At 57.4% G+C, this 3,575-nt stretch carries 1 protein-coding gene and 3 pseudogenes; 2 read left to right on the forward strand and 2 right to left on the reverse strand.

The genetic code is table 11. From position 1 onward, the window contains the following. Window positions 1-139: 139 nt before the first annotated feature. A pseudogene (locus BN2503_RS18675) lies at window positions 140-307 on the forward strand (transposase); the annotation flags it as partial. Window positions 308-310: 3 nt separating this feature from the next. Here BN2503_RS18675 and BN2503_RS18680 read toward each other — a convergent pair. Then, window positions 311-2,209 (reverse strand): diguanylate cyclase, encoded by a 1,899-nt coding sequence (locus tag BN2503_RS18680; protein ID WP_082366681.1) that lies wholly within the window; start codon window positions 2,207-2,209, stop codon window positions 311-313. A 35-nt stretch (window positions 2,210-2,244) separates the two neighbouring features. Then, window positions 2,245-2,454: pseudogene (locus BN2503_RS19810) on the reverse strand (transposase); the annotation flags it as partial. A 132-nt stretch (window positions 2,455-2,586) separates the two neighbouring features. On the opposite strand from BN2503_RS19810, the pseudogene BN2503_RS18685 reads away from it, so the two are divergent. After that, window positions 2,587-3,575 (forward strand): annotated as a pseudogene (locus BN2503_RS18685) (IS630 family transposase); the annotation flags it as partial.

Below are 3,575 nucleotides of genomic sequence, written 5' to 3' on the forward strand. Positions count from 1 at the left end.
AACCCTGCATCGTGAACCTCAAAAGTGGGAGGCCACCATACCCGTTTACAAAGCGAACAGGAAAGTCAATGAAATCAACGGTCTACCCAGACCACCCCCGCGCCAGTGCTAGCTTTGCGTACCGTCACTTATTGCACTGAAAACGAGGAGACCCCTTGAGGCGTGCCACGGCTGGTTCAACCGGTTTCGCAAGTTGTTGGTGCGCTACGAAAAATTGGAGCACACCTTTTTGGCGCTCAACCACCTGGCCGCTGCCATCATTACGCTGCGCAAGATCAGGTTGCCCGTTAATATTATTTACGGATAATTCCTAAGCTATTTCCACCCGGTTTCGCCCCGATTGTTTGGCGCGGTACAGTGCAGCATCTGCGCGGGCCAGCCACGCATCCACCGATTCATCACGGCTGTACAGCGCCAAGCCAAAGCTGGCGGTGATTGCGATGGGAATACCGCCATCGTTTGGGGTTTGGCTATTTGCAATGGCTAGGCGCAGGCGTTCGGCCATGGTTTGGGCGTTTGGCAGCTCGGTGTTCTCCAAGGCCACCACGAACTCTTCACCGCCGAGCCGACCTAAAAAGTCACCCTTGCGCAGCAACTGACGTATCGTGTTGGTGAAAGTTTTGAGTACCTCATCGCCCGCAGCGTGTCCATAGGTGTCGTTGACTTTCTTGAAAAAATCGATATCGCCCATCAACACGCAAGGTGGCATCTTTTGGTGTTCGACCATGTCTTGCAGACGCTCCATGATGGATCGACGGTTGAGTGCGCCGGTCAATGGATCAGTCGTGGCAAGCCGTGTCAAACGCTGCTCTCGGTTCACTGCGTCCCCTACGTCGGCAATCGTCACGATGGCTTTGCGCGCTTCACCCTCACCAAACGGACTCACACGCATGCTTACATTCAAAATTTCGCCAGACTTCGCGAGCACTCGGTCACGATCATTGCGGTAACGCTGTCCTGTTTGAAGCGCCTGTAGCGTCGGACAGGATCCGGAGTGCAGATCCTCACCGTTCCGCATGTGGGTTCTTTCGTGCAAGTTTGCACCAACCAACTCGTCGGTCTTCCAGCCCAATAGGCGTTCGGATTCAGGGTTAATCCAGCAGACGCGGCACTGATGGTCGACCATCAACAGGGCAACGTCAGCTTCGCTAGTGATGAGTTCTAGCTGGGCGTTCGTCTCTCTAAGTCCACGCCGTAGTTCGCGCGCGTTCCAGCGGGACAACAGCCACAACACCAACAGCGGAACGGTGAAAGTCGACATTACCACCAGTTGCGTGGCCCACGTCTTAACTGCCGAAGCGGTCAAGTGTCCGCAGGCTTGACCGGCAGAGCGCTGAGCTACCAGCCAGCGCGGTGCCTGCCATTGCTGCCGCTTGAATTGGTACCAAGCGTAATAGTGGCATTCCCCACGATACTCAAATTGACCTGACGAACTGGCCTGGATTTTTTCCCACAGCGCGGGCTCTTGTGTGGATAGCAGAGCGTCCGGGGCATCAGGCTTTGCCGAAAACAGCCAGTCCTTCTCACCACCGCCCATGATCCAGCCGCCGCTGCTGTTGAGCACCACCGGTTGCGCCACCGCCGTTGGCAGTACCGTGCGCAACCGTTTTTCCAGTTCATCCGCATTGGCATTCAGCACCACCATGCCCGCAGGGCTGCCGTTGACCATGACCTTGGCCACCGAACGCAGCATGGGGCGGAAGGGGCGCTCGATCTGTCCGTCTTCAATGTTCAGATCAATTGCCGAGAAATAGCCGCCGCCAGCCGTGAGTGCCAAGCCTCTCTGAACGTAATCACGGTCAGATTTGTTTTGTAGCTCTGTGGCCAATTGAGGAGGCCCACCTCGGTGATTCACCCGAATCCGCTCCATGCCCTGCTGATCGATGTAGCGCAGTTGATCCAGAGAGGGACGCAGCAAAGCAAGAGTTCGGAGAGCGTCCTGCGCGCCCGCCAGTGTTTCTGCCGAGGGGTTTTCAAGATACATGCGCAGGATGGGGGACTGCGCAATGAATTCTGCATCCAGTGCCAACCGTTCCAGATAGCCGTCAGCCCGCATATGCATCAACGACAGATTGCGATCAACCGTGGTTTCATGCATCTCACGAGTGACCTTGTAGACGTAGTACTGGTGCAAGCCGAGACCCAGTCCCAGCAAAAGCACCAACGCTAACGAATAGAAGGCGAGAGTGGTAAATTTTCGTTTGTGCATGAACGTTGTCTTTCCGGAGATTTTGAGGCCTTGACCCAGTCTCTAAAGCGCTTGAACACCGTGTTCCACTTGCCGAACTCTGGCGGCAGGTCTCGCCAAGGGCTGCCTGTGCGGGCAATCCACAGCACTGCCTCAACGAAGCGGCGGTTATCGCTGCCGCTGCGCCCCGGATCACTTGGCTTGCCAAGGCAGTGCGGCTCCATCTTGGCCCATTGCTCGTCTGTCAGTACCCATCGAATGCTCATCTGCCTATTGCATCACAGCCCTTCGAGTCGTTGTGCTTGATTCTCAACAGACCCTAGTGTGGTGTCTCAAAAATAGATAGAACTATTTTGACGGTGTTGGTCGAATCAGCTTCCGTATAAGAGACTACGCTGATGGCCCACCCTGGACGCCCCGCCACGAAGCTGCAGATCACCGATGCCGAGCGCGCAGAGCTGCTGCGCGACTGCGCGTACGCAAAGCGCCCGAGGACGAGAAGCTGCGCATGCGAATCGTGCTGGGCTGCGCAGATGGGGAGTCGGGCACCATGATTGCCCAACGCTTGGGCACGACGGTGCAAACTGTCTCCAAGTGGCGGCGGCGCTACCAGGCGTATCGTCTGGCGGGTTTGACCGATGCCCCGCGCGCTGGCCGCCCGCGCAGTGTGGGCGACGAGCAGGTTCAGCTCATTGTGGACAAGGTTCGCCAGAGCAAGCCTGACAACGCCACGCACTGGAGCGTGCGCCAGATGAGTCGGCACGCTGGCGTATCGCCCGCGACGGTGCAGCGCATCTGGCATGCCTTTGGGCTGAAGCCGCACCTGCAAGAAACCTTCAAGCTATCGACGGATCCCCATTTCGTGGACAAGGTACGGGATGTGGTGGGGCTGTATATGGCACCACCCGATCGCGCCTTGGTGCTGTGCGTGGACGAGAAGAGCCAGATCCAGGCTCTGGATCGCACCCAACCAGGGTTACCACTGACGTTTGGCAAACCCAGCACGCGCACGCACGATTACAAGCGCCATGGCACAACGTCGCTGTTTGCAGCGCTGGATGTGGCCACTGGCAAAGTCATAGGACAGCTCAAGCGCCGTCACCGCAGTGTGGAATTCCTGCAGTTCCTCAAAGCCATCGATGCAGCGGTGCCTGGCGAACAAGACATCCACCTGATCATGGACAACTACGGCACGCACAAGACGCAGGCAGTGCGGGCCTGGCTAGCAGCCCATCCTCGCTACCACGTTCACTTCACGCCCACCTCAGCGTCCTGGCTCAATCTGGTCGAGCGTTTCTTTAGCCAGATCAGCGAGCAGTGGATCAAGCGCAGCGCCCACACCAGCGTTGCTCAGCTGGAGCAATCCATACGGGAATACATTGATCGT

Source organism: Paenacidovorax caeni, assembly GCF_001298675.1.
In the GTDB taxonomy this organism is placed as follows: domain Bacteria; phylum Pseudomonadota; class Gammaproteobacteria; order Burkholderiales; family Burkholderiaceae_C; genus Paenacidovorax; species Paenacidovorax caeni.